Raw genomic sequence first — 24,842 nt, 5'->3', positions numbered from 1 at the left:
CTTTGCAAAACGATGCGTTTGTCGAAAAATCTTTACATGTTCCATTTTAACGGATGTTTCACCAAATATCTATGCCAAACCGGCAAAATTTTTGCCGCCTTTTTTGAAAAATTTTTGGTTCTTGCACTTTTTTGGTGACATCCTAACAAATGTTGCGGAATCCATTTCATCACTAACGGTGTGGCTGGTGATTTGCGTTCGGATGGTCATGAAGAGACGAACGGGAATCCAATGATCGTTCGTCATTTCGCCAAACCGACGCAACAACCAAATTGAGGCTGGCGAGAAAAAGCGAGCCGACATGGTCAGCTCGCTTTCTTTTGGTTGCCATATAGATCGATTCCCGCTTCTTGCAACATCCATTCGATATGGACGCCATACCCTGACGTCGGATCGTTGACAAACACATGTGTCACTGCACCGACGAGTTTTCCGTCTTGAATGATCGGGCTGCCGCTCATCCCTTGGACGATGCCCCCGGTTTTCTTTAACAAGCGCGGGTCAGTTACGCGAATCACGAGACCTTTGGTCGCCGGAAATTTCTGCGGAATGGTGCTGACAATTTCCACGTCAAACTGCTCGACTTTGTCGTTTTCCACCACTGTCAGCATTTTCGCCGGCCCTTCTTTCACTTGGCTGGCTAGCGCGACGGGAATCGGCTTGGTGAACGGACCGTCCGGCAGCGGTTTTGTAAGCTTGCCGAAAATGCCAAACGGGCTGTTGGTGGTGATCGTGCCGATCACTTCTTCGCCGTCGGAAAAGCGGGCTAACTTCTCACCTGGATTGCCGCTCGTCCCTTTTTCGATCGATGTGACGGTCGAGCGCATAATTTGCCCGTTTTGCACGACAATCGGCTTTTTCGTGTCCATATCGGAGATGACATGGCCAAGCGCGCCGTACGTTTTCGATTTCGGATCATAAAACGTCATTGTCCCGATGCCGGCGGCCGAATCGCGGATGTACAGACCGATGCGGTACACATCGTCATGCTTGTCTCTCAGCGGAACGAGCTTCACCGTCATGGAGTGCTGATCACGCAGAATTTTTAGATGAAGCGGCTTTCCGGTTTTTCCGGCTTCCTCAATGAAAGGGGAGAGGTCGCTCATGTTTTCGATTTTTTGGCCATTAATGCCGGTAATGATGTCGCCGACTTGAATGCCGGCTGCTTCTCCCGGCGATTTTTTCCCGTTTTCGGTTTCGACAAGGTGGTAGCCGACGACAAGAACGCCGACGGTATTGAGCTTGACGCCGATCGATTGTCCGCCGGGAATGACTTTGAGCGTCGGCAGCACGTTGACATCCACTTGCTTGATCGGCATTCCGGCGACGTGCAACACCATCGTTTCATGTCCGCGCTGTTTCGCCTTTACAGACAGGGAACCGTTTTTCCGCTCAATGTTGAGCGTTTCGGGAGCGTTTCGATCATTGACGGTCGCTTGCACTGGAAGGGAAGCGGCAGGAAATTCAACCGCATCACCTTCAAACAAGACAAGCTGCTTCGGAATTTGCCAATATTCCTTCATCGGTTTGGAAAAAGCAATGACCGTCAATATGCCAAGGAGAAGCACTCCTGCGATTTTTCTCGCCGTTTCTTTATTCAATGTCGTCCACTCTCCTCGCTCCCGCCTACACCATGCAAAAACGGTTACAGTTTTAATTTTGCCTGAACAGGGGAAAATATAATCGCCATGCCGAGAAAAAAAGCTGCCCGGAATGGATGGACTTGCATCCGGACAGCCGTGTGGCTTTTCGCCGTCGAACAAGACGGCAGGACGCATTTTTGATCATTTTTGTTGAAAAGCACCGGCTTCCACAGGAAGCGAACACCAAGGCAGAGACAGCGGGCCGGAGCGCCTTCTTGTGGAAGATTCGGCTTCTCCCGCAAAAACGCAGGCAAAGGGGATCAATGCTTCATTTTGGCCGCCAGCTCCAACAGCTCTTTGGCATGCTGTTTCGTCAGCTCTGTCATCTCGACGCCGGAAATCATCCGCCCGATTTCTTTCACTTTCTCCTCTTCGTCGAGCTTTCTCACGACCGTTTTCGTCCGCTCCCCGTCCGTCTCTTTGGCGATCAACAAATGGGTATCCGCCATAGCGGCGACTTGCGGCAGATGGGAAATGCAAAGCACTTGCGATTGGCTGGCGATGCGGTAAATTTTTTCCGCCATCGCCTGGGCGACGCGGCCGCTGACGCCTGTGTCGACCTCATCAAAAACAATCGACGTCACCCCTTGATGTTTGGAAAAAATCGTTTTCAACGCCAGCATGATGCGCGACAGCTCGCCGCCGGAAGCGACTTTGGCGAGCGGTTTTAACGGCTCGCCGACGTTCGTCGAAATGTAAAATTCGACGACATCGATGCCGTCTTCCTGGAACTTGACCGGCACGCCGTCGACCAAAGGGGCGTCAAGCGGACCTTCGCGCTTGGCAAACATGATGTCAAATTTCGTTTTGTCCATGTACAAATCTTTCAACTCTTGGTGAATGCGCTCAATCAGACGCCGGGCGTACGTTTGCCGAACAGCGGTGACGTTTTTCGCCTCGGCGAGCAACTCGTCCGTCACCGCCGCAAGTTGTTGCTTCAGTTCATGCACATGCGTTTCGCGGTTTTCGATCGTCTCGATTTCTTCGGCGATCGTTTCGGCATAGTGCAAAATGTCGGCGATCGTCGCTCCGTATTTCCGTTTGAGCTGACCGATTTCCGCGAGGCGGCTTTCGATGACGTCAAGCCGCGCCGGATCGTACTCCATCTCCTCGATTTGGTCGCGCAGCTTGTACATCACTTCCTCGAGCAAATAATAGCAGTTCGCCGTTGTTTCGTGCGCTTCTTTGAGCGCTGCGTCCATGCCCGCGACGTCGTCGAGATGGCGCATCACCTCCCCGATCGAATCAAGCCCGCGCCCATCGCCAGCCAGCGCCTCGTAGCTTTTCTGCAGCGCCGTATAAATTTTTTGGAAATTGACGATGCGCACTTTTTCTTCCATCAGCCGCTCGTCCTCGCCCGGCTCGAGCGCCGCCTGCTCGATTTCGCGCAGCTGAAACGTCAGCAAATCGAGCCGGTGCGCCATTTGCTGCTCGTTTTCGCTCAGCTTTTTCAATTTGTTTCCGAGCGCTTCATACCGCTCATAAACGGCGCGGTAGCGGGCGAGCGCCTCTGCCGCCTCTAGGCCGCAGAACTCATCTAAAAGCGGCAAGTGGCGGGACGGATCCATCAGCTCTTGATGTTCATGCTGTCCATGAATGTCGACGAGCGTCGCCCCAATGTCGCGCAGCACCGCCGTGGTGACCAACTTGCCATTGATGCGGCAAATGCTTTTTCCGTTAGCTAAAATATCGCGGCGCAATACGATCATGCCATCGCTCGCGTCGATGCCAACGTCCGCGCATTTTTGCCAGCACGGATGGCGGTCATCATCAAGCAAAAACAGCCCTTCGATTTCCGCCTTTTCTGCTCCGAAGCGGACAAATTCAGCGGAGCCGCGCCCGCCGATCAACAAATGAATCGCGTCGATGATGATCGATTTGCCGGCTCCCGTTTCGCCGGTTAACACCGTCAGCCCTTTGTCAAACGACAGCGAGAGCGACTCGATAATGGCGAAATTTTTAATCGACAGCTCGGCGAGCATTCCACCACTCCTTGCCTGTCCGATTGATTCTCCTTTCTGATTATAGCACATACGTTCGAATTCGCAAACAAGGACCGCCCCCGTCGTTCCGTCCTTGAGCGCGGAGCGGAAGCTGGACCGGTCCTCGACTAGAGCATGGACAACAGCTGGTCGGACACTTTTTTCGCATCTTTCGGCGTTCGGCAGATGATCAGGCACGTATCGTCGCCGCAAATCGTACCGACGATTTCGCTCCAATCCAAATTGTCGAGCAAAACACCGACGGCATGGGCGTTGCCTGGCAGCGTCCGCAAGACGAGCAAGTTGCCCGTTCCGTCAAGCTTCACAAACACATCAACAAGCGCCCGCTTCAGCTTTTGCAACGGATTGAAGCGCTGGTCGGACGGCAGGCTGTACTTGTAGCGGCCGTTGGCCATCGGCACTTTGACGAGCTGCATCTCTTTAATGTCGCGCGAAACGGTCGCTTGGGTGACGTTAAATCCCGCTTCCCTCAGCCGGTCGACGAGCTCGTCTTGCGTTTCAATGTCATGGTTCATAATGATTTCGCGAATTTTAATATGCCTTTGTCCTTTATTCACATCGCACCACCTCCCCGATTGCAAAAATACAGCGCCGCTTTTCCGCCCCGCCGGCGCTATTCGCCGCTTGGCTCCGTTTTTCCAGCACGCAGGCGGGCGTGCGCCTCGCGCACAACATCGGCGATCGGCGCCAACATTCGGTTTTCGCCTTCCCGATCCTCGCCTGGATAAACAGCATGAAGCAAAAATTCAATATTGCCGTCGCCGCCAGTGATCGGCGAATACGACAAATGAAGGACATCGAACCCTTCGGCGCAGGCGAATCGAACGATCGAGTCAAGCACTTCTTCGTGAATGGCCGGATCGCGGACGATCCCTTTTTTGCCGACCTTTTCCTTGCCGGCTTCAAACTGCGGCTTGACGAGAGCGATCACATCGCCGCCCGGCACAATGACCGTCTTGACAACCGGCAAAATGAGCCGGAGCGAAATAAACGAAACATCGATGACAGCTACTTCTGGCAGCCCTTTCGTAAACAGATCGGGCGTCACGTAGCGGAAGTTTGTACGCTCCATGACGACGACGCGCTCATCTTGACGCAGCTTCCAGGCAAGCTGGTTGTAGCCGACATCGACGGCATACGACAGCTTCGCCCCGTGCTGCAAGGCGCAGTCGGTGAAACCGCCAGTCGACGCTCCGATGTCGAGAACAATTTTATTTTCCACACGAATGTGAAACTCGCGCAACGCTTTTTCCAGTTTCAACCCGCCGCGGCTGACGTACGGAAGCGGGTTGCCTTTCACCTCAAGCGGAATGTCGGCTGGCACTTTTTCCCCGGGCTTATCGAGTCGAACGTCGTTTGAATAGACAAGCCCGGCCATGATCGCTCTCTTCGCCTTTTCCCGCGTTTCCGCCAGCCCTCGTTCGACAAGCAACACATCGAGCCGTTCTTTTTTCCCTTTCATGTCTCAAGCCCTTTTCTGTTTTCTTGACACCATCGTTTTGATGCGGTCGATGATATGGATTGACGTCAGCCCGATTTCGTTGAGCAGCTCGCTGACGCTCCCATGTTCAATAAAGCGGTCCGGGATGCCCATCCGTTCGATGACCGCTCCGTGATAGCCATGGTCGTGGGCGAACTCCAACACAGCGCTGCCAAAGCCGCCTTGCAGCACCGCCTCTTCGACCGTTAAAATCGGCAGGCGGCTTTCAAGCAATTCATGAAGCATCGCTTCATCCATCGGCTTCAAAAAGCGGGCGTTGACGACTTTCACCGATACGCCGTCTTTCGCCAGCTCGTCAGCCGCCTTAAGCGCCATCGAAATCGTCGTGCCGAACGTCAAAATCGCCGCATCGCAGCCGTCGCGCAACACTTCCCACGTGCCGATTGGGATTTCTTTCAGCTCCTCATCAAGCGGCACGCCAAGCCCGTTGCCGCGCGGGAAACGCATGGCGATCGGCCCGTCGTCGTAGCGGATGGCCGTATACACCATGTGCTGTCCTTCGTTTTCGTCTTTTGGCATCATCAACACCAAGTTCGGCACATGGCGCAAAAAGGCGATGTCAAACACCCCTTGGTGCGTCTCGCCGTCCGCCCCGACCAACCCGGCGCGGTCGATGGCGAAAAAGACGTTTAAGTTTTGCCGGCATACATCATGGACGACTTGGTCATAGGCGCGCTGCAAAAACGTCGAATAAATGGCCAAAAACGGTTTCATCCCTTGCGTCGCCAATCCAGCCGCGAGCGTTGTCGCGTGCTGCTCGGCGATGCCGACATCAAACATTCGGTCCGGAAACTCGCTTGCGAACCCTTCCAGCTTCGAGCCGACCGGCATCGCCGGCGTAATGGCGACGATGCGCGGGTCGGTGCGGGCGAGCCGGCGCACCGTTTCGCTGACAAGGGCGCTCCATGACGGCCCGGCCTCTTTCGTTTTGACAAAGGCGCCCGTTTCAATTTTGTACGGCCCCGTGCCGTGCCATGTTCCGACTTTGTCGTTTTCCGCCGGACTGTATCCTTTCCCTTTTTTCGTGATGACATGCACGAGCACGGGACCTTTCATTTTCTTCGCGTAGCGCAAGTTTTCCAGCAAATCCTCAAAATCGTGGCCGTCAACTGGGCCTAAATACGTAAACCCGAGCTCTTCAAAAAAGACGCCGGAGACAAGCAAATATTTCAAGCTGTCTTTCAGCCGCTCGGCCGTCGCCGCCAACTTGCCGCCGACCGCCGGAATGCGCTTGAGCAGCAGCTCAAGCTCATCTTTCACCCATTGATACTTCCCGGCAGTGCGCAGCCGGCCAAGAATGTTGTGCAACGCGCCGACGTTTGGGGCGATGGACATCTCGTTGTCATTTAAAATGACGATCATATCCGTTTTTTCATGCCCGATATGGTTAAGCGCCTCAAGCGCCATGCCGCCGGTCAGCGCCCCATCGCCGATGATCGGCACGATGTATTCATCCGTCCCCTTCAAATCGCGGGCAATCGCCATTCCCATCGCCGCCGACAGCGACGTCGAGCTATGGCCCGTTTCCCATACGTCATGCTCGCTTTCGTTGCGCTTCGGAAACCCGGACAACCCCTTGTATTGGCGGAGCGTGTCGAACTCAGCGGCGCGCCCGGTCAAAATTTTATGCACGTATGACTGATGTCCGACATCCCAAATGAGCTTGTCTTTTGGGCTGTCGAACTCGCGGTGGAGGGCGATCGTCAGCTCAACCACCCCCAAGTTCGGGCCGATATGCCCGCCGGTTTTCGACAGCTTTTCAATTAAAAACCGCCGGATCTCGGCGCTTAACTGTTTCAGCTCAGGGATGGACATGTTTTTTACGACGCGCGGATGGTCAATTTTCGTCAAGTCCAACGAAGATCACTCGCTTTCATTTCGTCGTTCTCCGGGCCGTTTTCCCTCGATTACAGGTAGTATTATTATACATGATCCGGCGCGAAAAATCGACTTTTCCCGCCAAAGCGGCTCGTCGCCACTAGGGCACGGCTTTATGATGTATAACAGAAAAAAAGAATGGCGGCGGCCGCCTGGCGGAAAACAAACACAAAACAGGGCCGCCTCCGCCCCGAAGGAAAGCGAACAACGGGAACAAGAGGCCGCCCTGCATCAATGGTCGCGGACCGCGACAAGCTCGCAAATGTAGGCAAGCGCAGCGCCATCCACCCCAGCCTGCTGCAAATGGCGCTTCGCGGCATCAATATGAAACGTCAGCTTCTCTTTGGCGCCATCAAGCGACAGCAGCGCCGGATACGTCACTTTCTTGTTGTCGCGGTCGCTGCCGACTCGCTTGCCGATTTTCTCTTCCGTCCCTTCAATGTCCAAAATATCGTCGCGAATTTGAAAGGCGAGGCCTAAATGAGCGGCGAACTCATCGAGCTCGCGCATCTGCCGGTCGTCGGCGCTGCCGAGCAGGGCGCCGGCGTGCACGCTGTATTGCAGCATTTTCCCCGTCTTGTGGCGGTGGATGTATTCCAGTTCCGCCAGCGCCAGCGTTTTTCCTTCCGCCTCCATATCGGCCGTCTGTCCAGCGACCATGCCTTCCGGGCCGGCCGCCTTCGCGAGCTGCTCAATGAGCTGCAGCTTGACTGAAGGCGGCACGCGGTCGTCATCGACCTCGGCGATCAATTGAAACGCATACGTAAGCAAGGCGTCCCCGGCCAAAATGGCCATCGCCTCGCCGAACACTTTATGGTTCGTCGGTTTGCCGCGCCGCAAATCGTCGTTGTCCATGCTCGGCAAATCATCGTGAATCAGCGAATACGTATGGATCATTTCAATGGCGCAAGCGACCGGCAGTCCGATCGCCGGGTCTTTGCCGAGCGCTTGGATGGTCGCCAGCAGCAAAAGCGGGCGGATTCGTTTGCCGCCGGCCTCAAGCGAGTAGGCCATCGCCTTTTTCAGCGTCTCTGGCCCCTCTAAACGCTCCATATAACGGGAGAGCGCCGTCTCCACGGCTTGTTTTTGTTCGTTGAGAAACTGTTCAACTGAAAGCTGCGCCACCCGTCACTCCACCTCCGGCGAAAAAGGGACAAGCTCGCCGTCTTCGCGCAACATGTACTCCAACTGTTTCTCCACATGCTGCAATTTATCATGGCAAAGCTTGGACAGTTTCATGCCTTCTTGAAAAAAGGCGATCGCCTCCTCAAGCGGCACGTTCCCTTCCTCGAGCTTTTCGACGATTTCCTCCAGCTTTTTCATCGCTTCTTCAAACGTCATCTCTTTTTCTTCGCTCATACGTATTTTTCCTCCACTCCCGTCACTTGACAATCGACTCGTCCGTCTTGAACTTGGATGGAAAGATGCTCGCCGATTCGAAGCTGGCTGGTTCGTTTTACGAGCTCGCCTTGCTCATTGTACACCAAGCTGTAGCCGCGCTCCATGATGCGAAGGGGGCTGAGCGCCTCAAGCCGCGCGAGGTTGGAGCGAAAGCGGAACTGATGGCGCTCCATTGCTGTGCGCATCGCTTTTTCAAGCGCACTGGCCGCCGCCTTTTGCCGTTCTTTCATCCGCTCAAGCTCTGCGGCCGGATGATGGCGCCATAGCCTCAAGTCAAGCTCATGCAGCCGCTGGCGATGTTTGTCGACGAGCCGTTCGCGTTGGCGGCTAAGCCGCTCAAGCAACGCATCAAGCTGCTGTTCTTTTTGTTCGTAGAGCCGCTTGGGATAGCGGAATGCGTAGGATCCTTGCAGCCGGCGAAGCTGCTCTTTATCAGCGGCAAGCCGCTCTTTCATGGCGCGGATGAGCCGCCATTTCCGCTCGGCGAGCCGCTCAGCCAACTCCCCGATATGCGGCGCCGCCATCTCAGCTGCTGCCGTCGGCGTCGGCGCCCGCAAATCGGCGACAAAGTCGGCGATCGTAAAATCTGTTTCATGGCCGACAGCAGAAATAATTGGAATTTTTGAGGCAAAGATGGCGCGGGCGACGATTTCTTCATTGAACGCCCACAGTTCTTCGATCGAGCCGCCGCCGCGGCCGACAATGAGCACATCGACCCCGCCGAACGCATTCGCCCGCTCGATGGCGCGCACGATCGACAGCGCCGCCCCGTCCCCTTGAACGAGCGCTGGAAACAAAATGACTTTGGCGAGCGGATAGCGGCGGCGAATCGTCGTCATAATATCGCGCACCGCCGCTCCCGTCGGCGACGTGACGACGCCGATGCAGCGCGGGAAGGCCGGAAGCGGCTTTTTATGAGCCGGGGAAAACAGCCCTTCCGCCTCGAGCCGCTGCTTCAACTGTTCGTAGGCTAAATATAAGCTTCCGACGCCTTCCGGCTGCATTTCTTTCACATACAGCTGATAGTTGCCGTTCGGTTCATAGACGGAAATTTCCCCGCGCACGAGCACGCTCATCCCGTCTTCGGGGCGGAACGGCAAATGCTGATTGTAGCCCGCGAACATGACGGCGGCGATGCGCCCTTGGCTGTCTTTCAACGTAAAATACATATGGCCGCGCGCATGCTGCTTAAAGTTCGAAATCTCACCTTTCACCCATAGATCGCGCAAATGCGGGTCGACGTCAAACTTGCGCTTAATGTACTTCGTCAGCGCCCCGACCGTCACATATTTGACTTCCACTGCACTTGCCCTCACTTTGCGGCCAGCTGCCGGGCCGCTTCAATCGTGTTGTGCAAGAGCATCGTAATCGTCATCGGCCCGACCCCGCCCGGCACCGGCGTAATATAGCCGGCCACTTCTTTCACGGCGTCAAAATCGACATCGCCGCATAGTTTGCCGTTCTCAAGCCGGTTGACGCCGACGTCGATGACGACCGCTCCAGGCTTGACATGGTCTGGGCCAATGAGACGCGCCTTGCCGACAGCGACGATTAAAATGTCCGCCTGTCGGGTGATGGCGGCCAAATCCGGCGTTTTCGAGTGGGTGTAGGTGACGGTCGCGTGTTCGCGCAAAAACAGCTGGCCGACCGGCTTGCCGACGATGTTGCTCCGGCCGACGACGACAACGTGCTTGCCGGCGATCTCGATGCCGACGGACTTCACCATCGCCAAGACGCCATGAGGAGTGCACGGGAGAAACGCTCGTTGGCCGATCATCATTTTTCCGACATTGATCGGATGAAATCCGTCGACATCTTTTTCCGGCGCGATCGTTTCAATGACCGACCATTCGCGAATATGTTCCGGCAGCGGCAGCTGCACCAAAATGCCGTGCACGGCCGGATCGGCGTTTAACTCGTGGATTTTCTCAAGCAGCGTCTCCTCCTCAATTGTCACTGGAAAGGTATAAAGAAATGAGCGAATGCCGACTTCGGCGCACGCCTTTTGTTTTCCTTTTACATACGAATGCGACGCCGGATCGTCGCCGACAAGAATGACGGCCAATCCCGGCTCGATGCCGTCCGCTTTCAACCGCGCCGCTTGATCTGCCAAGTTGGTGCGAATCGTTTTCGCCAATTCCGTTCCGCTAATGATTTGTGCTGTCATTGTGTTTCGTTCCCCTCTCCTCGTTCATCATTCAATATCAGCCCGCTATGCGGCCGGTTTTATTTTTGCAGCGCCGCTTTCACTTTCGAAAGCACGCCGTTGACAAAACTTCCAGATTTCGAATCACCGAATTTTTTCGCCAGCTCGACCGCTTCATCGAGGCTGACGCTCACCGGCACATCATCGGCGTATTTCATCTCGTACGTTGCCATGCGCAAAATGGCGCGGTCAACGTTGGCGACGCGTTCAAGCGTCCATTTTTCCAAATTGGCGCGCAACAGCTCGTCAATTTCCTCCTGGTGCTCGACGACGCCAAAGACGAGCTGGCGCAAAAACGGATCGATGTCGCCGCCGCCCGTGACATTGTGGAGCGCCTCATCTGGAGGAATACGCCCGACATCGATTTGGAACAGCGCCTGCAGCGCCTTTTCCCGTGCTTCATGCCGCTTCATTGCGCTCCCCCTTTCCAAAAAAACGAACATTCACAATGAAATCATATCATATTTTTCGGAAAAAACCAGCCTTTTCCCACAAATCATTAGCGCTGCTGCTGGCGGCGCCAACGGCCTCGTTCATTACAATAACAAACTTTGGCGAAAAAAACAAAAGGCGGCTGCCGAAAAAGCAGCTGCCTTGCCATGGATCACTGTTCGACCGCACCTTGTTCCTGCTTGCCGCCCTCAAACTGGATGCCGACGATATGAACGTTCACTTCGCTCGCCTCAAGGCCGGTCATATTCCAAAGCGCCTGGCGCACGTTTTCCTGCGCTTTTTTCGCCACGTTCGGAATCGATGCGCCAAACTGGACGAGGCAGTAAAGATCGATGACGACGCCGTCGTCGCGCAAATCAACCTTCACGCCTTTGCCATGGTGTTTCTTGCCGAACCGCTCAGCGACGCCGGCGGCGAAATTGCCGCGCATTTGCGCGATGCCGTCGACTTCCGACGCCGCGATGCCGGCGATCACCTCAATCACTTCCGGTGCAATTTCCACCCTGCCGAGCGCCGGGTACGCTTGCTCTGTTTCAAAGACATGCTCAGACATAAGGCACCTCCTATTCCGCCTTCATAATATCATATAACTCCAAAAACTTCGTATTAAACTCGCCGCTTTGAAATTTCTCATGCTCCATTAGTTTTATGTGGAACGGAATCGTCGTATGAATGCCTTCGATGATAAACTCCGAAAGCGCCCGTCTCATGCGGGCGATCGCTTCCTCGCGCGTCGGAGCGTGGACGATCAATTTGGCGATCATCGAATCGTAATACGGCGGAATCGTATAGCCTGGATAGGCAGCCGAATCGACGCGCACGCCCGGGCCGCCCGGCGGCAAGTACATGGCGATTTTCCCCGGTGACGGCATAAAGTTTTTCGCTGGATTTTCGGCGTTGATTCGGCACTCGATCGCCCAGCCATTAAACGTGACGTCCTCTTGGGTGATCGACAGCTTTTCGCCGGCGGCGATGCGGATTTGCTCCTTTACTAAATCGACGCCGGTGATCAGTTCGGTGACCGGATGCTCGACTTGAATGCGCGTATTCATCTCCATGAAATAAAATTGCTTGTTCCGATGGTCATAAATAAATTCGACCGTGCCGGCGCCGGTGTAGTTGACCGCTTTTGCCGCCTTGACGGCCGCCTCGCCCATCTTCCGACGCATCTCGTCGTCAAGCGCCGGTGACGGCGCTTCCTCGACGAGTTTTTGCAGCCGGCGCTGGATTGAGCAGTCGCGTTCTCCCAAATGAATCGTATTGCCGTACGAATCGGCGAGCACTTGAATTTCGACATGGCGGAAATCTTCGATATATTTTTCAATATAAACGCCCGGATTGCCAAACGCCGTCGCCGCTTCCTGCTGGGTGATGTTGATGCCTTTGATCAACTCTTGTTCGTCGCGGGCGACGCGGATCCCTTTCCCGCCGCCGCCGGCCGTCGCTTTAATGATGACCGGATAGCCGATCTCTTCGGCAATCGCCCGCGCCTCATCAAGACTTTCGATGACCCCGCGCGACCCAGGCACGATCGGCACGCCGGCTTCGCGCATCGTCTCGCGGGCGATGTCTTTAATGCCCATTTTTGCAATCGCTTCCGGGCTTGGGCCGATAAATGTTACGTTGCATTCGCGGCACAGCTCGGCGAACGCTTCATTTTCGGCCAAAAACCCGTAGCCGGGGTGGATGGCGTCACAGCCAGTCAGCGTAGCAACGCTCATAATATTGGTAAAGTTCAAATAGCTGTCTTTGGAAGCGGTCGGCCCGATGCAATACGCCTCATCAGCTAGCTGCACGTGCAAAGCGTCGCGGTCGGCTTGCGAAAAGACAGCGACCGTCTCAATGCCAAGCTCGCGGCAGGCGCGGATGATGCGGACGGCGATTTCCCCGCGGTTCGCCACCAACACTTTTTTGATCATCGTCCGTTCTCTCCCTTATTCAGGCTTGACTAAAAACAACGGCTGGCCGTATTCGACGAGCTGGCCGTTTTGCACGAGCACTTCGACAATTTCGCCATCGACTTCCGCTTCAATTTCATTAAACAGCTTCATCGCCTCGATAATGCAAACGACCGTATCTTTTTTCACTTTGTCGCCCGGCTTGACATACGGCGGCTTGTCCGGCGCCGGCGCCGCGTAAAACGTGCCGACCATCGGCGATGTAATTTGGTGCAAGTTGCCTTCAGCGTCCGGCTTCACTTCTTTGGCCGCCGGCGTTTCCGCTTTCGGCGCCGGCTCTTCTGGGGCCGCCGCTTGAACTGAAGCAGCTGCTGGAGCTGGTTCGACCGCCGCCGGAGCAGCAGGCGCCGGCTGTGCGACCGCCGCCTGTACGGCCACGGCCGGTGCAACGGCCACAGCAGCCGTTGCTTTTTTCATATGTACTTTCGTTTCGCCTTGTTCGTATACGAATTCGTCGATCGAGGACTGGTCGACCAAGCGGATCAATTCACGGATTTCTTGAATTTTCATCGATCTCACACCTTTCTCCAAGTATCGTGCAGCCCGTTCCTGGCAGGCGGTTTCAAATGTGCTCATAACGATTATACACACAACCGTAGGGCAAACAAAAGACTTTTCCACAAAAAAAAGAAGCTGCCCCAAAGAGCAGCGCGTTCATCCCGCCGGCTGAAACTCAACCGTCACGTATTCAGCATCGGGCATTTCTTTTTTCACCATATGAATGACTTCATTCGCCGATTTGGCTGAGCTTTGTTTCGCTTTGATCGTCACGCGCACTTGGTTGTCATCCGCGCGCACGAGCACATCCTCATAGCCGCCTTTCGATTTAATGAGCGTCTCCAATGTCGCTTCTTTTTCAGACAGTGCTTGCAATTTTTCAATTTTGTCGAGCGCCTCATTTTTTTCTTCCGGCGTCGCATTCGCCGACGCAACGATGGCGTTCAATTCGTCGCGCAGCCGGCTCCGCTCGTCCTCAATTTTCATGCGCAGCGCCGTAAACAAATCGTCGCCCGTTTCTCCGGCTGTGGATGGTTTTTTCGCCTCTTCGACGGCGACGCTCGGCTGATCGGTCGTTTTTTCTGTTTTCTCATTGGCCGTCAACGCCGGGCTGTTGCCCATATCCTTCGGCGCGGTCACATAATAGACCGACAGCACGACGACCAAGCTCAACATCGTCAACAGCCATACCGTTTGTTTTTTCAACATGCCGATCTCCTCCCCTTTACCCGGTCATTTTTTCGGCAAGACAGCGACGCGGTAGCTCGGAACGTTTAACACGCGCGTCACCGCCTCGACGATCCATTTTTTGATTTGCAAATTGTCCGCCCCTTTGGCGACAACGAGCACGCCGCGGATGTCCGGCTTTTTGGTGGCGATGACAAGCGGCGTTTCCTCCTCGCCGTTGTGGATAATGATTACTTCTTCGTTTGTCGACTGATTTTCAATCGTCCGCTTCCCGCCTTCCTTGTCGCTCTCTTCGGTCGTTTGCTGTTGGGTGGAACGCTTTTTCTCGTACAGTTTCAGCTCCGTTGAATCGAGATTGACGACGACGGTGACATCGTCCACCCCTTCAATCGCCTCGAGCGCGGCTTTCAGTTCTTTTTCGTACCGCTCCTCATAGGCGGCGATCACTTTTTCCTTCGTCTCCTTGCTCGCCAAAAACGCCGGCTCGGCTGGAGCGGACGGCTGCCCGACGGAAGATTTTGATGCAGCCTCCTCCCCATTGTTCGTCCAATGGCTTGCCGCCATCAAGGCGACCCCGGCCAACAGCAGGACGACGACGTACGAAAACGGCCATTTTTTCTGCGCTCCTTCTCCTTCCCCGTCTTTCGGCGATGAAGAAAAGAGCCGTTTGATGTGCGGCAGCATCCCCCCTATTCCCTCCCCCTAAATTGCACGTCAATTTTATCTTCATCGATTTCCCATCGACCGGCGAGAAAAGCGCGCACCTCCTCAGCCAGCGAAACATCTCCCTCCGATGAAGCCGGCGGTTTCGTCGTATCGATGACGACCGGCTCCACCGCCCCGGCCGGCCGCTGTTTCGAAAGGACGACTTCAATCGTCTTGATGTCATCCGGCATGCGCCAGTCGTCGCGCGGCTTGGCGTAAACGTTGACATCCGCTTTCAGTCCATACTTTTCCATCAACTCCTCATTTGCATCGTTTTCGAGCTGGACAGCCATTTGTTCTAAAATATATGCGCGTTGCGAGGCTTGTATTTCTTTTTTCTGCTGTTCGATTTGATTTTTTATCTCCTCTTCCCCCTCGCGGCCGTCGGAAACACGGGCGAGCGCTGAAGCGACGAGCTGCTCGGGATCAACGGAAGCAAGCCGAAGCACCGGGGCGAGCATCACAAGAAGCAGCATGAGCCCGACAGCCATTTTGACATATTTTTGCATCGTCCCCGACGGCAGCAAAAAATCGATGATGACAGCAAACAACAAAAACAAAATGATGTTCGTCACCCACTCAATGACTAGTTGCATAGCGCTCCCCCTAGCGGACCATCATCGTAATGTTCCCGGCCATCACCATGACGGTGAGACTGAGGAAAAACATGAGCGATACGATCAAAAGCGCCGCAAGCACGTAGGCGATGCTTTTGCTGATGATGTTGAGGCAGGAAAGCACCGGTCCGCCGCCAAGCGGCTGCAGAAGAGCGGCCGACAGCTTGTAGACGATGACGATGGCGAAAATTTTCACCGCTGGAAAGATGGCGATCATCAGCAAAATCGCCACCCCGACCAATCCGACGGCGTTTTTCAGCAGCATTGAAGCGGCGACGACCGTATCGGCGGCATCGGTAAACAGCTTGCCGACGACCGGGATGAAATTGCCGGTCACAAATTTCGCCGCCCTCAGCGCCACGCCGTCAGCCACAGCTGCGGTCGCCCCGCGCACGGACATGACGCCAAGAAACACGGTCAAAATGAGGCCGAGCAGACCAAGGGCCACTTTGTTGAGCAAATCGGCGAGTTGAGTCGCCTTGTACCGGTCGCTGAGCGTGCTGACGACCGAAAGCAGTGCCGCGAGCAGCAAAAGCGGCAAGGTGACATATTCAACGACCGTGCCGGTGGTGTTCATCACAAACAAAATGATCGGGTGGAAAAACGCCGCCGACACGACCCCGCCCGAAGAGGCGAGCAGCGCCAGCAGCAGCGGAATGAGGGCGATGATAAAATGGCTCATCGTCCGCACCGCCTCGAGCGCATAATCCGCGGCGAGGCGAAAGCTGTTTAAGGCAATCAACAAGAGCACCATATAGACGACCGCTTGGGCGATTTTGCTCACTTCCTGTTGAGCGAACGCGTTTTGCAACGATTGCAGCACCGCGCTGAACACAGAGAGCAAAATGAGCGTGCCGAGCAGCTTGCCGTTCACTTGCAGTTCATAAAACAAATAGCGGGCGAGCGCCTTCAGCCACTCCACCGGCGACCATTGCTTGTCGCCGCTTAAAAAATCGGTGAGCGACCCTTTTTCGCTTTCCGGCAAAAACCCGCCGTACTCGCTGACGATCGTTTCCCAATAGCGGCGGATATCGCTCACATCAAGCTGGGCGAGTTGCTCGCTGACCGACGGTCCATCGCTTGCGGCTTGTACGACCAACGGACAAAAAAAGAGAGAAAGCAGCCCGACAATAAGGAACGCTGTTCGCTTCAATCCGTCCCCCTCCTTAGCGCGCCGCCGGGATGAGGCCGATGACCGCTTCGATGATCGCAGTTAAAATCGGAACAGCCAGCGCCAAAATGACGATTTTGCCGCCAAGCTCAATTTTGGCGGCGATCGCCCCTTGACCGGCGTCTTTGGAAATTTGTGCGGCAAACTCGGCAATGTAGGCAATGCCAATGATTTTCAACATCGTCTCAAAATACACCATCTGAATATGCGCGCCTTCCGCCATTTTTCGCAGCATCGCCAAAATCGCGCTGATTTGATCAACGAGCAACAGAAAAATGGTGCAGCCGACAAATACGGTCAACAAAAAAGCAAGATTCGACTTTTGCTCCTGCAGCAGCACGACCAAAAACGTCGCGATCAACCCGAGGCCAACGATTTGCAAAATGTCAATGGCCGATCCCTCCTACCCGCGGAACAAAAAGACATCCTTGATTTTTTGGAACAAATCGCTGACAATGGAAGCGACCATAAACAAAATATAAATAAAGCCGAGCAGCGTCACCCATTGGGCGTATTCTTTCCTCCCCATCTGATCGAGCACCGTATGCAAAAACGCGATGACGATGCCGACGCCGGCGATTTTCAAAATGAGATCGACATCGATGCCCATTCTCCTGCCTCCTGTCTACATGAGTAAAATGACGAGCAGCAGGCCGGCCAACACGCCTAAACTTTTCGCCATCTTGGCATAGCGCGCTTGGTTGTCGAGCGCTTCTGCCTCCTCCCGCTCCAAATGGGCGAGCGCTAAAGCGATCTGCTTTTGCTGGGTGAGCCGGTCGTATTGGCCAAGCGTAGCGCCAAATTGTTTCATCACTTCAAACTCCCCTTGCTTTAGGGCGGTTTTTCCCCATACGGCCCGCATGCTTTTTTCCCATGCCTCGGCGGCGCTCGTCTCTTCCGCGTCAAGCGCAGCGGCAAACCGCTCGAACAATTCGGATAACGGGGCGGCCGTTTGCCAGGCAAGATGCGCCGCAGCATCGGCAAGCGGCGTATGGCCGTACATCACTTCCGCCTCAAGCGCCCTTAACGCCGCTTTCAGCTGACGGAGCTGGCGCGGCCGCTCGTGCAACACGCGGGCGGCGGCAAACCCAAGCCATGTTGAGGCGACAAGAATCAACAAAGCGCCAAACCATTTCATCTGCTTGCCACCACCCGTTCATACAACACTGCTCCGCTGGCGTCGAGAATGCGCCAGATCGAACCGGGGCGGGGAACGTTCGACAGCTCAATAAACCGTTCGAACACTTGTTGTTCCATCACCGGGCGCAATGTTGGCCGCTGCCAGACGTCTTGGATGCTGCGGCCGTGCACGGTCGTCCATACAGAGACACCGGCGTTCGCCGCCTCAAGCACCGCCTCGCTGTCCTCCTCGCGCCCAATTTCGTCGACAATCATGACATCAGGGCTCATCGAGCGGATCATCATCATCATCCCTTCCGCTTTCGGGCAGGCATCCAACACGTCAAGGCGCGGGCCGAACGAAAATTGGGGAATCCCTTTCACACAGCCAGCAATTTCTGACCGTTCGTCAACGATCGCCACCTTTTGCGCTGGAATGCCGCTCACCCCGCTGCTGATCAAGCGCGCCGCATCGCGCAGGAGCGTCGTTTTTCCTGTCTGCGGCGAGCCGATGATCATCGTATGACGCCAGCGGCCGTCATACACATACGGAATCAACGGTTCGGCGATGCCAACTTGCTCTTTGGCGATGCGGATATTAAACGAGGAGACATCGCGGATCGCTTTCACCTTCCCGCCCTCGGTAATGACCTTGCCGGCCAGCCCGACACGATGCCCCCCCTCAATCGTCATAAACCCGCGCTTCAACTCTTCTTCGACGGCATAGATCGAATAATGGCTCAATTTGTTGAGCAAATGCACGCCGTCTTCTTTTGTCACCTCATACGGCAGCAACCGGGCCGTTCCGTCGACGATGACCTCAAGCGGCCGGGAGACGCGGATGCGGATTTCTTCGATTCCGCGGCGCCTTGAAGAAAGATGGTGTTGCAATACAGCGGCGATCGTTTTCGGCAAAATTCCCCATACCGCTTCCATGGCCCTCCCCCTTTTCTTGTGGACTAGTTCATATGTATGGGCGGAATGCGCCGTTTATGCCTTACTTGTAAATGCCGATCAAAATAAGCGCCACCCCAAGCGCCACAAGCCCGAGCCGGGAAAACGAGAGCTCGTCCGCCACCGAAAACAGCCCGATCGCCGTCGTTGCAATGAGCACAGTTGGACCGACGACAGCAAGCGCTGCGTTGATGGCAAGCGCTTTTTTCACGTCATTGAACACAAGCATCAACAACGCCGCACTCAGTTCAATCAGCGCCGACATCATCCGCATGCCGGCCATGGCCATAACGGACGGATCGAGCGACCGCAGCCAATGTTTCATGTCTTCCTCCTGGTTTCACCAAATGGGATCGATTAGTACAAACGTATGCGGAAACAAGCCGTTTCAGAAGAAGTTTTTGCTGAGGAAAACGATGGGGAAAGCCAAGCGGCATCCATTTCGCGCATAAAAAACACCGCCCCGGAAGGTGTCCGGGACGGTGCCTGTCGGGCTTGCGCTTACGCCCGCGAAACGTACGTGCCGTCGGCCGTATTAATGATGAGCGTGTCGCCTTCGTTGACGAAAAACGGCACTTGAACGACAAGGCCGGTTTCGAGCTTGGCCGGCTTCGAACCGCCGGAAGCGGTGTCGCCTTTAATGCCCGGCTCCGTTTCGACCACTTTCAGCTCGACGGTGTTCGGCAGCTCGACGCCGATCGTTTCGCCTTGGTACATCATAATAAAGACTTCCATATTCTCTTTCAAGAACTTCAGTTCATGCTCGATCTGTTTCGCCGGCAGCTCGATTTGCTCGTACGTTTCCATGTCCATGAAAACATGTTGGTCGCCGTTGGCGTACAAATATTGCATTTTGCGCGTGTCGATTTGCGCCCGGTTCACTTTTTCGCCGGCGCGGAACGTCCGCTCTTGAATGGCGCCGGTGCGCAAATTGCGCAGCTTCGAACGGACGAACGCCGCCCCCTTGCCCGGCTTGACGTGCTGGAACTCAAGGACGCGCCAAATCTCGCCGTCCACCTCAATCGTAAGCCCTGTGCGAAAATCGTTGACTGAAATCATTGGACGAAATCCTCCTCACGCAATCCATTATAAAATGATCAGTTCTTTTGGCGAATGGGTGAGCGCTTCGTTCCCATCAGCGGTGATGACCGTATCGTCCTCGATGCGCACCCCGCCAAGCCCCGGGATGTAAATGCCCGGCTCGACGGTGACAACCATGCCTGGCTCAAGCACGACATCCGAACGGACCGAAAGCGTCGGCCCTTCGTGAATTTCCAGTCCAATCCCATGGCCGGTCGAATGGCCGAAATAGTCGCCATACCCTTTTTCACGGATGTAATCGCGCGTCAGCGCATCGGCTTCCTTGCCGGTCATGCCCGCTTTCAACCCGTTCATGCCTCGTTGCTGCGCTTCAAGGACGATGTCATAAATGGTGCGCAACTCCGCGCTAATGTCGCCAACGGCGACCGTTCTTGTGAGATCGGAACAATACCCTTTGTAATAGGCCCCGAAATCGAGCGTAACGAGCTCGCCGCGCTCGATCGTTTTCTCTGACGCCACGCCATGCGGCAGCGCCGAACGATAGCCGGAGGCAACGATCGTGTCAAAGGAGGACGAAGACGCCCCTTGCTTGCGCATAAAAAATTCCAACTCATTCGCCACTTCGATTTCTTTGACGCCTGGGCGGATGAACGACAAAATGTGCGAAAACGCCGCATCTGCGATTTCCGCCGCTTCCTTTAATATCTTAATCTCTGCCTCTGACTTAATCAAGCGCAATTTTTCCACCAGCCCAGACGTTGGCACAAGATCAGCGCCGATGGCTTCTTCATACCCCTTATAGGCGGCGTAGGTGACATGTTCCTGCTCAAAACCGAGCCTTCCGATGCCAAGCCGCTTTACCTGATTGGCGATTTCTTCGATGATCGGTCCGCTGTGCTGGACGACTTCAAACCCTTCCGCTTGCTTGGATGCTTGTTCGACGTAGCGGAAGTCCGTAATCAACACCGCCCCTTGACGGCTGACAAGCACGGCGCCGGCTGTGCCAGTAAACCCGGTTAAATAGCGGCGGTTGTAACCGTTTGTCACCAAAAACCCGTCAATGTGCTGCTCGTCAAGAAGCGCCCGAAGCTTTTCCAGCTTTTCCATGTCCCCTTCTCCTCTTCCCTGAAAGTGTGCTCTTCTCCACCGCTGCCTTCGACAAGAGCGGAGAATGTTCGCGACCAAGATGACACTAAAGATTTCGTAGGCGCGCCAGTTTCACGCAGCGCCCGCAGTAAATCATGGGCTGATGCCGAAACGTGCAAAAACCTTCTTTATTTTACCATAAAGATGATGGTTTCCGCTAGACGTCCGCTTGGCGCTTGATGCGGCGCCCGCTTCAGCGGCCGGAGCGAAACGGCGCTTCATCCGCTTCCTTCTCTCGCCGCCTCTTTCCCCACGTTGGGAGACGGACGGTTCATTTCCTGTGTTTCAAAAGAGATGGAATAGCCAACAAACACGCCGTATAAAATGTATAGGCAAAGCGTCGTAATGATCGTATTGGCTTCTAAATCAGCCACCGGATGGACGTTCGGAAAGAGCGGGTTAAACAAATAAAAGACAACAGCCCAAAGCGCCGCGCCGTATAAGCCCCCCGCCCACATGCCGCGAATGTTTCGCAACAGCGCGTAATACAAAAGCGCCGCCGCAATGGAGATGAGGCCGATCAGCACGATGGCCGCGTAATTGCCGGCTTTCCCGTATTTCCAGCCGCCGGCAACCCACGGAATGAGAATCATGTTCGGGCTGATTTCACTGAAGTGGAAAAAATAGGCCAAATAGCCGATCAAGCTCCAAAACACCCCGCCGACAAACCCAATGATGATCGTTTTTTGCATGAGTGTCATCGGCCGCTCCGTCTTCTCTTGCTCCAGTTTCTCTTTTTGTTCCGCCATCATCGTGCACCTCCTTGTCTGTTAGTATGACCGACAGCCGGCCGCCCCATGAATCAAGCGAAAAAATGATCTCTCTTGTGTAAATAATGGATTTTTTGGAAAACATAACAGTAGCATCAACCTAGAGGTTTCCGGATGTTTCTTGTAGAATAAAATAATAAACATAAAAAATAGGTTGGTGTTGGCCTGATGAAACAAATGGAGAAACCGTTATACGGCGGTCAGGCGGTCGTGGAAGGGGTGATGTTTGCCGGCAAGACGCACTCAGTCACCGCGATTCGCCGCCATGATGGGACGATTGACTATTTCACCCTGCCTCGCCGCAGCCATCCGACGCTGGCTGCCCTGAAGAAAATTCCATTTGTCCGCGGCATTGTCGCCATCATTGAAGCGAGTGCGAACGGGGCGAAACATTTGCAGTTTGCGAGCGAACAATATGAATCCTCTTCAGACGACGAACAGACGGTCGACGAGAACCGCTCGAAATTCAAGCTCATTCTCGGCGCCGCCGCAATCGGCGTGCTGTCGTTTTTGTTCGCCAAAACATTGTTTACGCTCATCCCGGCGCTCGCCGCTGCCGCCTTTAAACCGCTCGTATCGGGGAAAACGGGGCAAATTTTGCTTGAAGGCGCCTTTAAGCTCGCTCTTTTGCTCGGCTACATTTACTTTATATCGTTGACGCCGCTTGTTAGGCGCGTTTTCCAATACCATGGGGCGGAACATAAAGTGATCAACGCCTTTGAAGCAGGATGGCCGCTCACGGTCGAGCATGTCCAGCGCGCCTCGCGCCTTCACTACCGATGCGGCAGCAGCTTCATTTTATTCACCGTCATCGTCGGCCTGTTCCTTTATTTGTTTGTGCCGACGGATCCGCTTTGGCTGCGGATCGTAAACAGGCTTGCCTTAATTCCTGTCGTGCTTGGCGTTTCGTTTGAAGTCTTGCAGTTTACAAATAAATTGAGGGATATTCCGTTGCTCCGCTGGCTTGGCTATCCCGGGCTATGGTTGCAGCGGTTGACGACAAAAGAACCGGACGATGACCAAGTGGAAGTGGCCATCGCCTCGTTTCAGCGGCTTCTCCATTTGGAAGCGGAAGCCGAAAAGAAACAAGCGGTGCAGTAATCGATCAAAGGGGGTGGACTCATTGCGGCGCCGGGCCATTCATCCGCTTGTCGGGCTTATGATTTTGCTTGGAACGCTTGGCATTGTCTATACCCTTTTTGCCCATCCGACGGTGCTGTTCCGCCAGCTGTTGTTTGTTGCGCTGTTTTTGGCCGCCATTTATCTCTTCTACCGGTTCGTATACCAACGCCGCACCGATCAAGAACGGTTATCGTATTTAAAGGCGGTGCGGCAGTCGAAAAAGCTCCATCCCCGCTCCGGGCGCAAACAAGCAAAGCCGGCGAAACTGAAGCGGCCGCTGAAAAAACGGACGGCCATTCCGCATTTGACCGTGATCGAGGGCAAAAAAGGCAAAAAAAAGAATCGAGCTTCGTTTTAGCTTGATTCTTTTTTTGTTTGAAAGGCGGCTAATCTCGCTGCACCGTTGCCGTCATTCCGTCTAGTACGTCCATTGGCGCAAAAACTGCCGCGTCCGCTCGCGCCCATAGTCGATCAGACGCCGGCGCGATTCCGGATCGATGGAAAATTCGGTGGAAATGACGTTGTCCACCGGCAAAAAGACGATGTTTTTTTCATGGCGGCGCGAAACATATCGGGCGTCATGCGCCTCTCTCATTGCCGCAAACAGCGCTTCATACAAGTCGAGCGCATTGGCGATGGTTCGTTTCGGCCGCTCGCCTGGCTTCGGGCTCAGCTGAACGCCGAGCACCGGCCGTTTTTTCTTCTTTTCCTCATCAAACAAAAACAGAGGAAAATTGCTCAGCACCCCGCCGTCGACGATGAGGGATGCGCCGTTTCTCCCGTGAAGACGGACCGGCTCGAAAAAGTACGGGATGCTAATGCTCATCCGTACGGCCTTGGCGATCGAAAACAACCCGGGGTCAATGCCGTATACAGCCAAATCGTCCGGCAGCACGACGAGGCGTCCGTTTGTCACATCGGAAGCGACGATATACAAACTGCCAGCCGGCACATCTTGAAACGTCCGCACACCGCGGGCGGCCAGCGCCTCCTCGAGCCATCGCTCAAACGCCTTTCCTTGGTACAACCCAAGATGCCAATAAAGGCGCACCCATTTCCAAAGCGGAAACGGAATCCATAGGGGCCGTTCATCCAAAAAATGCTCCAGCTCCAGCTCTTCCAGCAGTTGAGCGATGTCGCGGGCGCTGTAACCCGCCGCCAGCAGCGCCGAAAGCAGCGACCCCGCGCTCGTTCCGGCAAGCCTCTTCCAGCGAAGCCCTTTTTCTTCAATCGCTTCGTACGCCCCAAGCAACGCAAACCCTTTCACTCCGCCGCCGGAAAAAACGATGTCAATGTCCACCGCAGCCTCTCCTTTCTCGCTGTTTATACAATATGTAAGAGAAAGAAGCGGCGTTTAGTACGGCAAACAAAAAAGAGCAAGCAGCCGCTTACTCTCCTTGTTCATTGCGCTTTTGGACATCGCGGAGCGCTTGGACGCGGCGTTCGTCCTCTTGAAAATATTGGACTAAATCGCCGATCCGGTCGATGGCGTTCCAGCTCAAATGATGCTCAATCCCTTCCACATCGCGATAGATGTTTTCTTCGCTGACGCCGATCAAACGGAGAAACTGTTCAAGCAGCTCATGGCGGTAAACAAGCCGCTGGCCGATCTTTTTTCCTTTTGGCGTCAAGACGAGTCCGCGATATTTCTCATACACTAAATACTCATCTTTATCGAGCTTTTGCACCATTTTCGTCACCGAGGAGGGATGGACGGACAACGCTTCAGCGATGTCAGAAACACGGGCATAGCCCTTTTCTTCGATCAAGATGTAAATTTGTTCAATATAATCTTCCATGCTCGGTGTCGGCAACAGCTGTCCCCCCTGCCACGTTTGCCTGTCATAAACGAATCCGTCTAGGCCAATCGCATCTTCGCACCGCTCCGGCCTCTCGACAGACAGAAAATAGCAATCAATCCTATTATATCATGAAGTGTCCATTACGTAAAATATTGCACTGCAGATGG

At 54.7% G+C, this 24,842-nt stretch carries 30 protein-coding genes; 3 read left to right on the top strand and 27 right to left on the bottom strand.

Features of this window, described 5'->3' with window-relative positions; all coding sequences use genetic code 11:
* Nucleotides 1-235, top strand: a 235-nt coding sequence (locus GJ1_RS18875) for a hypothetical protein (protein WP_217994772.1), incomplete at its 5' end; no start/stop codon positions are given.
* 70 nt (nucleotides 236-305) lie between these two features.
* Here GJ1_RS18875 and spoIVB read toward each other — a convergent pair.
* From spoIVB to GJ1_RS13760, 25 genes are all read right to left on the bottom strand, one after another.
* The gene (gene spoIVB / locus GJ1_RS13885) at nucleotides 306-1,601 is read right to left on the bottom strand and encodes a SpoIVB peptidase (RefSeq protein ID WP_066233604.1); all 1,296 of its coding nucleotides are present in this window, start codon (nucleotides 1,599-1,601) and stop codon (nucleotides 306-308) included.
* A gap of 302 nt (nucleotides 1,602-1,903) precedes the next feature.
* A complete protein-coding gene (recN, locus tag GJ1_RS13875) occupies nucleotides 1,904-3,625 on the bottom strand; it encodes a DNA repair protein RecN (protein WP_066233598.1) in 1,722 nt (573 codons plus the stop codon).
* Nucleotides 3,626-3,753: 128 nt separating this feature from the next.
* Complete coding sequence (ahrC, locus tag GJ1_RS13870) at nucleotides 3,754-4,203, bottom strand: transcriptional regulator AhrC/ArgR (protein WP_066233594.1); 450 nt, start codon at nucleotides 4,201-4,203, stop codon at nucleotides 3,754-3,756.
* Nucleotides 4,204-4,259: 56 nt separating this feature from the next.
* Nucleotides 4,260-5,108, bottom strand: a complete 849-nt coding sequence (locus GJ1_RS13865) for a TlyA family RNA methyltransferase (protein ID WP_066233591.1) — start codon at nucleotides 5,106-5,108, stop codon at nucleotides 4,260-4,262.
* Between the two features lie 3 nt (nucleotides 5,109-5,111).
* The gene (gene dxs, locus GJ1_RS13860) at nucleotides 5,112-7,004 is read right to left on the bottom strand and encodes a 1-deoxy-D-xylulose-5-phosphate synthase (protein WP_066233588.1); all 1,893 of its coding nucleotides are present in this window, start codon (nucleotides 7,002-7,004) and stop codon (nucleotides 5,112-5,114) included.
* Nucleotides 7,005-7,256: 252 nt separating this feature from the next.
* Nucleotides 7,257-8,150: a polyprenyl synthetase family protein gene (locus GJ1_RS13855; RefSeq protein WP_066233585.1), complete on the bottom strand. Its 894-nt coding sequence runs from the start codon at nucleotides 8,148-8,150 to the stop codon at nucleotides 7,257-7,259.
* A 3-nt stretch (nucleotides 8,151-8,153) separates the two neighbouring features.
* On the bottom strand, nucleotides 8,154-8,384 hold the full coding sequence (locus GJ1_RS13850; RefSeq protein ID WP_066233583.1) for an exodeoxyribonuclease VII small subunit: 231 nt from the start codon (nucleotides 8,382-8,384) through the stop codon (nucleotides 8,154-8,156).
* Nucleotides 8,381-9,727 carry an exodeoxyribonuclease VII large subunit gene (gene xseA, locus GJ1_RS13845; protein WP_066233580.1) on the bottom strand — a complete coding sequence of 449 codons (1,347 nt, stop codon included), beginning with the start codon at nucleotides 9,725-9,727 and terminating at the stop codon, nucleotides 8,381-8,383. Before xseA ends, GJ1_RS13850 begins: the two co-directional genes overlap by 4 nt.
* A gap of 11 nt (nucleotides 9,728-9,738) precedes the next feature.
* Nucleotides 9,739-10,593 (bottom strand): bifunctional methylenetetrahydrofolate dehydrogenase/methenyltetrahydrofolate cyclohydrolase FolD, encoded by an 855-nt coding sequence (gene folD, locus GJ1_RS13840; RefSeq protein WP_066233577.1) that lies wholly within the window; start codon nucleotides 10,591-10,593, stop codon nucleotides 9,739-9,741.
* 59 nt (nucleotides 10,594-10,652) lie between these two features.
* A complete protein-coding gene (gene nusB / locus GJ1_RS13835; RefSeq protein ID WP_066233574.1) occupies nucleotides 10,653-11,045 on the bottom strand; it encodes a transcription antitermination factor NusB in 393 nt (130 codons plus the stop codon).
* Nucleotides 11,046-11,236: 191 nt separating this feature from the next.
* Complete coding sequence (locus tag GJ1_RS13830; protein WP_066233571.1) at nucleotides 11,237-11,638, bottom strand: Asp23/Gls24 family envelope stress response protein; 402 nt, start codon at nucleotides 11,636-11,638, stop codon at nucleotides 11,237-11,239.
* Between the two features lie 10 nt (nucleotides 11,639-11,648).
* The gene (accC, locus tag GJ1_RS13825) at nucleotides 11,649-13,004 is read right to left on the bottom strand and encodes an acetyl-CoA carboxylase biotin carboxylase subunit (protein ID WP_066233569.1); all 1,356 of its coding nucleotides are present in this window, start codon (nucleotides 13,002-13,004) and stop codon (nucleotides 11,649-11,651) included.
* A gap of 15 nt (nucleotides 13,005-13,019) precedes the next feature.
* Nucleotides 13,020-13,553, bottom strand: coding sequence for an acetyl-CoA carboxylase biotin carboxyl carrier protein (accB, locus tag GJ1_RS13820; RefSeq protein WP_066233567.1), 534 nt, complete (start codon nucleotides 13,551-13,553; stop codon nucleotides 13,020-13,022).
* Nucleotides 13,554-13,697: 144 nt separating this feature from the next.
* Nucleotides 13,698-14,249, bottom strand: a complete 552-nt coding sequence (locus GJ1_RS13815; protein WP_066233564.1) for a SpoIIIAH-like family protein — start codon at nucleotides 14,247-14,249, stop codon at nucleotides 13,698-13,700.
* 24 nt (nucleotides 14,250-14,273) lie between these two features.
* On the bottom strand, nucleotides 14,274-14,912 hold the full coding sequence (gene spoIIIAG / locus GJ1_RS13810; RefSeq protein ID WP_066233562.1) for a stage III sporulation protein AG: 639 nt from the start codon (nucleotides 14,910-14,912) through the stop codon (nucleotides 14,274-14,276).
* Nucleotides 14,913-14,917: 5 nt separating this feature from the next.
* Complete coding sequence (gene spoIIIAF / locus GJ1_RS13805; protein WP_066233559.1) at nucleotides 14,918-15,529, bottom strand: stage III sporulation protein AF; 612 nt, start codon at nucleotides 15,527-15,529, stop codon at nucleotides 14,918-14,920.
* Between the two features lie 10 nt (nucleotides 15,530-15,539).
* Nucleotides 15,540-16,703: a stage III sporulation protein AE gene (gene spoIIIAE, locus GJ1_RS13800; protein WP_066233556.1), complete on the bottom strand. Its 1,164-nt coding sequence runs from the start codon at nucleotides 16,701-16,703 to the stop codon at nucleotides 15,540-15,542.
* Nucleotides 16,704-16,716: 13 nt separating this feature from the next.
* Complete coding sequence (spoIIIAD, locus tag GJ1_RS13795) at nucleotides 16,717-17,103, bottom strand: stage III sporulation protein AD (RefSeq protein ID WP_066233553.1); 387 nt, start codon at nucleotides 17,101-17,103, stop codon at nucleotides 16,717-16,719.
* 21 nt (nucleotides 17,104-17,124) lie between these two features.
* On the bottom strand, nucleotides 17,125-17,331 hold the full coding sequence (gene spoIIIAC / locus GJ1_RS13790; RefSeq protein ID WP_011231888.1) for a stage III sporulation protein AC: 207 nt from the start codon (nucleotides 17,329-17,331) through the stop codon (nucleotides 17,125-17,127).
* A 15-nt stretch (nucleotides 17,332-17,346) separates the two neighbouring features.
* A complete protein-coding gene (gene spoIIIAB, locus GJ1_RS13785; RefSeq protein ID WP_066233551.1) occupies nucleotides 17,347-17,859 on the bottom strand; it encodes a stage III sporulation protein SpoIIIAB in 513 nt (170 codons plus the stop codon).
* Nucleotides 17,856-18,776, bottom strand: coding sequence for a stage III sporulation protein AA (gene spoIIIAA, locus GJ1_RS13780; protein WP_066233549.1), 921 nt, complete (start codon nucleotides 18,774-18,776; stop codon nucleotides 17,856-17,858). Before spoIIIAA ends, spoIIIAB begins: the two co-directional genes overlap by 4 nt.
* 61 nt (nucleotides 18,777-18,837) lie before the next feature.
* Nucleotides 18,838-19,119, bottom strand: a complete 282-nt coding sequence (locus tag GJ1_RS13775; RefSeq protein WP_066233546.1) for a YqhV family protein — start codon at nucleotides 19,117-19,119, stop codon at nucleotides 18,838-18,840.
* Between the two features lie 176 nt (nucleotides 19,120-19,295).
* Complete coding sequence (gene efp / locus GJ1_RS13770) at nucleotides 19,296-19,853, bottom strand: elongation factor P (protein ID WP_011231892.1); 558 nt, start codon at nucleotides 19,851-19,853, stop codon at nucleotides 19,296-19,298.
* Between the two features lie 27 nt (nucleotides 19,854-19,880).
* Nucleotides 19,881-20,942, bottom strand: coding sequence for a M24 family metallopeptidase (locus tag GJ1_RS13765; protein ID WP_066233543.1), 1,062 nt, complete (start codon nucleotides 20,940-20,942; stop codon nucleotides 19,881-19,883).
* 257 nt (nucleotides 20,943-21,199) lie between these two features.
* Nucleotides 21,200-21,733 (bottom strand): YqhR family membrane protein, encoded by a 534-nt coding sequence (locus tag GJ1_RS13760; protein WP_066233540.1) that lies wholly within the window; start codon nucleotides 21,731-21,733, stop codon nucleotides 21,200-21,202.
* Nucleotides 21,734-21,928: 195 nt separating this feature from the next.
* Between GJ1_RS13760 and GJ1_RS13755 the strand changes: the two genes are divergently transcribed.
* Both GJ1_RS13755 and GJ1_RS13750 read left to right on the top strand, forming a co-directional pair.
* Nucleotides 21,929-22,852 (top strand): DUF1385 domain-containing protein, encoded by a 924-nt coding sequence (locus GJ1_RS13755; protein WP_174520122.1) that lies wholly within the window; start codon nucleotides 21,929-21,931, stop codon nucleotides 22,850-22,852.
* 22 nt (nucleotides 22,853-22,874) lie between these two features.
* Nucleotides 22,875-23,231 carry an SA1362 family protein gene (locus GJ1_RS13750; protein ID WP_066233534.1) on the top strand — a complete coding sequence of 119 codons (357 nt, stop codon included), beginning with the start codon at nucleotides 22,875-22,877 and terminating at the stop codon, nucleotides 23,229-23,231.
* A gap of 60 nt (nucleotides 23,232-23,291) precedes the next feature.
* On the opposite strand, the gene GJ1_RS13745 is transcribed toward GJ1_RS13750, so the two are convergent.
* Both GJ1_RS13745 and mntR read right to left on the bottom strand, forming a co-directional pair.
* Nucleotides 23,292-24,173, bottom strand: a complete 882-nt coding sequence (locus GJ1_RS13745; protein WP_066233531.1) for a patatin-like phospholipase family protein — start codon at nucleotides 24,171-24,173, stop codon at nucleotides 23,292-23,294.
* 88 nt (nucleotides 24,174-24,261) lie between these two features.
* Complete coding sequence (gene mntR, locus GJ1_RS13740) at nucleotides 24,262-24,687, bottom strand: transcriptional regulator MntR (protein WP_066233528.1); 426 nt, start codon at nucleotides 24,685-24,687, stop codon at nucleotides 24,262-24,264.
* Nucleotides 24,688-24,842: the final 155 nt, after the last annotated feature.

Source organism: Geobacillus jurassicus NBRC 107829 (genome assembly GCF_001544315.1).
GTDB classification, from domain to species: Bacteria; Bacillota; Bacilli; order Bacillales; family Anoxybacillaceae; genus Geobacillus; species Geobacillus jurassicus.
The sequence above is the reverse complement of the archived record's forward strand: the minus strand, read 5'-3'. Positions and strand labels throughout refer to the sequence as shown.

What these genes read in the sequence shown, in the direction of transcription:
- recN (WP_066233598.1), bottom strand. Translation starts at nt 3,625, where the DNA reads ATGCTCGCCGAGCTGTCGATTAAAAATTTCGCCATTATCGAGTCGCTC.
- GJ1_RS13865 (WP_066233591.1), bottom strand. Translation starts at nt 5,108, where the DNA reads ATGAAAGGGAAAAAAGAACGGCTCGATGTGTTGCTTGTCGAACGAGGG.
- GJ1_RS13850 (WP_066233583.1), bottom strand. Translation starts at nt 8,384, where the DNA reads ATGAGCGAAGAAAAAGAGATGACGTTTGAAGAAGCGATGAAAAAGCTG.
- folD (WP_066233577.1), bottom strand. Translation starts at nt 10,593, where the DNA reads ATGACAGCACAAATCATTAGCGGAACGGAATTGGCGAAAACGATTCGC.
- nusB (WP_066233574.1), bottom strand. Translation starts at nt 11,045, where the DNA reads ATGAAGCGGCATGAAGCACGGGAAAAGGCGCTGCAGGCGCTGTTCCAA.
- GJ1_RS13830 (WP_066233571.1), bottom strand. Translation starts at nt 11,638, where the DNA reads ATGTCTGAGCATGTCTTTGAAACAGAGCAAGCGTACCCGGCGCTCGGC.
- accC (WP_066233569.1), bottom strand. Translation starts at nt 13,004, where the DNA reads ATGATCAAAAAAGTGTTGGTGGCGAACCGCGGGGAAATCGCCGTCCGC.
- accB (WP_066233567.1), bottom strand. Translation starts at nt 13,553, where the DNA reads ATGAAAATTCAAGAAATCCGTGAATTGATCCGCTTGGTCGACCAGTCC.
- GJ1_RS13815 (WP_066233564.1), bottom strand. Translation starts at nt 14,249, where the DNA reads ATGTTGAAAAAACAAACGGTATGGCTGTTGACGATGTTGAGCTTGGTC.
- spoIIIAG (WP_066233562.1), bottom strand. Translation starts at nt 14,912, where the DNA reads ATGCTGCCGCACATCAAACGGCTCTTTTCTTCATCGCCGAAAGACGGG.
- spoIIIAF (WP_066233559.1), bottom strand. Translation starts at nt 15,529, where the DNA reads ATGCAACTAGTCATTGAGTGGGTGACGAACATCATTTTGTTTTTGTTG.
- spoIIIAC (WP_011231888.1), bottom strand. Translation starts at nt 17,331, where the DNA reads ATGGGCATCGATGTCGATCTCATTTTGAAAATCGCCGGCGTCGGCATC.
- spoIIIAB (WP_066233551.1), bottom strand. Translation starts at nt 17,859, where the DNA reads ATGAAATGGTTTGGCGCTTTGTTGATTCTTGTCGCCTCAACATGGCTT.
- spoIIIAA (WP_066233549.1), bottom strand. Translation starts at nt 18,776, where the DNA reads ATGGAAGCGGTATGGGGAATTTTGCCGAAAACGATCGCCGCTGTATTG.
- GJ1_RS13775 (WP_066233546.1), bottom strand. Translation starts at nt 19,119, where the DNA reads ATGAAACATTGGCTGCGGTCGCTCGATCCGTCCGTTATGGCCATGGCC.
- efp (WP_011231892.1), bottom strand. Translation starts at nt 19,853, where the DNA reads ATGATTTCAGTCAACGATTTTCGCACAGGGCTTACGATTGAGGTGGAC.
- GJ1_RS13765 (WP_066233543.1), bottom strand. Translation starts at nt 20,942, where the DNA reads ATGGAAAAGCTGGAAAAGCTTCGGGCGCTTCTTGACGAGCAGCACATT.
- GJ1_RS13760 (WP_066233540.1), bottom strand. Translation starts at nt 21,733, where the DNA reads ATGATGGCGGAACAAAAAGAGAAACTGGAGCAAGAGAAGACGGAGCGG.
- GJ1_RS13755 (WP_174520122.1), top strand. Translation starts at nt 21,929, where the DNA reads ATGGAGAAACCGTTATACGGCGGTCAGGCGGTCGTGGAAGGGGTGATG.